Annotated in this window: 1 rRNA gene; it reads left to right on the forward strand. The window is 56.5% G+C overall.

From position 1 onward, the window contains the following. Position 1 precedes the first annotated feature (1 nt). Positions 2-2936 (forward strand): 23S ribosomal RNA (locus tag PACILC2_RS22420). Positions 2937-3032: the final 96 nt, after the last annotated feature.

A 3032-nucleotide genomic window follows, 5' to 3' on the forward strand; every position in this document is an offset into this window, starting at 1 on the left:
AGGTTAAGCTACTAAGAGCGCACGGAGGATGCCTAGGCGCCAGGAGCCGATGAAGGACGTGGCGAACAACGATACTGCCTCGGGGAGCCGTAAGCAGGCTTTGATCCGGGGATGTCCGAATGGGGAAACCCGGCTGCCGTCATGGGCAGTCACCTGGCAGTGAATCCATAGCTGTCAAGGAGGCATACCAGGGGAACTGAAACATCTCAGTACCCTGAGGAAGAGAAAACAACAGTGATTCCGTCAGTAGCGGCGAGCGAAAGCGGAAGAGCCCAAACCAGAGGGCTTGCCCTCTGGGGTTGTGGGACGTCTCATACGGAGTGACAAAGGTTTGGATTAGGCGAACAGGTCTGGAAAGGCCGGCCATAGAAGGTAAAAGCCCTGTAACCGAAAGTCTGAGCCCTCCGAGACGGATCCCGAGTACCGCGGGACACGAGGAACCCCGTGGGAATCCGGCAGGACCATCTGCCAAGGCTAAATACTCCCTGGCGACCGATAGCGAAGCAGTACCGTGAGGGAAAGGTGAAAAGCACCCCGGGAGGGGAGTGAAAGAGAACCTGAAACCGTGCGCTTACAAGAAGTCAGAGCCCGTTAAATGGGTGATGGCGTGCCTTTTGTAGAATGAACCGGCGAGTTACGTTCACGTGCAAGGTTAAGGTGGAGAGCCGAAGCCGCAGCGAAAGCGAGTCTGAATAGGGCGAGAGAGTACGTGGGCGTAGACCCGAAACCGGGTGATCTACCCCTGTCCAGGGTGAAGGTGCGGTAACACGCACTGGAGGCCCGAACCCACGAATGTTGAAAAATTCGGGGATGAGGTGGGGGTAGCGGAGAAATTCCAATCGAACTCGGAGATAGCTGGTTCTCCCCGAAATAGCTTTAGGGCTAGCCTCGGGAAAGGAGCGTCGTGGAGGTAGAGCACTGATTGGGTGCGGGGCCCGCCAAGGGTTACCAAGTCCAGTCAAACTCCGAATGCCAAGGACGCGCTGCCCGGGAGTCAGACCGCGAGTGCTAAGATCCGCGGTCAAGAGGGAAACAGCCCAGATCATCAGCTAAGGTCCCCAAGTGTGTGTTAAGTGGGAAAGGATGTGGAGTTGCAAAGACAACCAGGATGTTGGCTTAGAAGCAGCCACCATTTAAAGAGTGCGTAATAGCTCACTGGTCGAGTGACTCTGCGCCGAAAATGTAACGGGGCTAAACACACCACCGAAGCTATGGATTGTACAGCGATGTACAGTGGTAGGGGAGCGTTGCATGGGGGTAGAAGTCAGACCGGAAGGACTGGTGGACCGCATGCAAGTGAGAATGCCGGTATGAGTAACGAAAAGATGGGTGAGAATCCCATCCGCCGAAAGCCTAAGGGTTCCTGAGGAAGGTTCGTCCGCTCAGGGTAAGTCGGGACCTAAGGCGAGGCCGAAAGGCGTAGTCGAAGGACAACAGGTTGAAATTCCTGTACCACCGTAAGCCGTGATGAGCGATGGGGTGACGCAGAAGGGCAGTGACGCGGACTGATGGAATAGTCCGTCCAAGCAGTGAGGCTGATCAGCAGGCAAATCCGCTGATCGAAAGGCTGGGCTGTGATGGGGAGGGAACATTGAAGTACCGAAGGTCATGGGCTCCGGCTGCCAAGAAAAGCCTCTAGCCAGGCGAAGGTGCCCGTACCGCAAACCGACACAGGTAGGCGAGCAGAGGATGCTAAGGCGCGCGGAAGAACTCTCGTTAAGGAACTCGGCAACATGACCCCGTAACTTCGGGAGAAGGGGTGCCCCGGTAGGGTGAATAGCCCGAGGGGGCCGCAGTGAAAAGGCCCAAGCGACTGTTTAGCAAAAACACAGGTCTGTGCGAAGCCGCAAGGCGAAGTATACGGGCTGACGCCTGCCCGGTGCTGGAAGGTTAAGGGGAGCGGTTAGGGTTTCGGCCCGAAGCTGTGAACCGAAGCCCCAGTAAACGGCGGCCGTAACTATAACGGTCCTAAGGTAGCGAAATTCCTTGTCAGGTAAATTCTGACCCGCACGAATGGCGTAACGACTTGGGCGCTGTCTCAACGAGAGATCCGGTGAAATTTTAATACCTGTGAAGATGCAGGTTACCCGCGACAAGACGGAAAGACCCCATGGAGCTTTACTGCAGCTTGATATTGGACTTTGGTACGATCTGTACAGGATAGGTGGGAGCCTGAGAAGCCGGGGCGCCAGCTTCGGTGGAGGCGACGTTGGGATACCACCCTGATCGTATCGGAGTTCTAACCTGCCGCCCTGAATCGGGCGGAGGGACCGTGTCAGGCGGGCAGTTTGACTGGGGCGGTCGCCTCCCAAAGCGTAACGGAGGCGTCCCAAGGTTCCCTCAGAATGGTTGGAAATCATTCGAAGAGTGCAAAGGCAGAAGGGAGCTTGACTGCGAGACCGACAAGTCGAGCAGGGACGAAAGTCGGGCTTAGTGATCCGGTGGTACCGAATGGAAGGGCCATCGCTCAACGGATAAAAGCTACCCTGGGGATAACAGGCTTATCTCCCCCAAGAGTCCACATCGACGGGGAGGTTTGGCACCTCGATGTCGGCTCATCGCATCCTGGGGCTGAAGTAGGTCCCAAGGGTTGGGCTGTTCGCCCATTAAAGCGGTACGCGAGCTGGGTTCAGAACGTCGTGAGACAGTTCGGTCCCTATCTGTCGCGGGCGCAGGAAATTTGAGAGGAGCTGTCCTTAGTACGAGAGGACCGGGATGGACGTACCGCTGGTGTACCAGTTGTTCCGCCAGGAGCACAGCTGGGTAGCTATGTACGGAAGGGATAAGCGCTGAAAGCATCTAAGCGCGAAGCCCCCCTCAAGATGAGATTTCCCAGTCAGTAAGACCCCTGGAAGACGACCAGGTGGATAGGTTCGAGGTGGAAGCGCAGCAATGCGTGGAGCTGACGAATACTAATCGGTCGAGGGCTTATCCTAAGAAGCAAGGCAAAGGGTTGGACGCAGACATTCGCATTCAGTTTTCAGGGCGCAAGCCCGAGTGTTTGGTGACGATAGCGGAGGGGATCCACTCGC

Origin of the sequence: Paenibacillus cisolokensis (assembly GCF_018403665.1) — a bacterium.
In the GTDB taxonomy this organism is placed as follows: domain Bacteria; phylum Bacillota; class Bacilli; order Paenibacillales; family Paenibacillaceae; genus Paenibacillus_AH; species Paenibacillus_AH cisolokensis.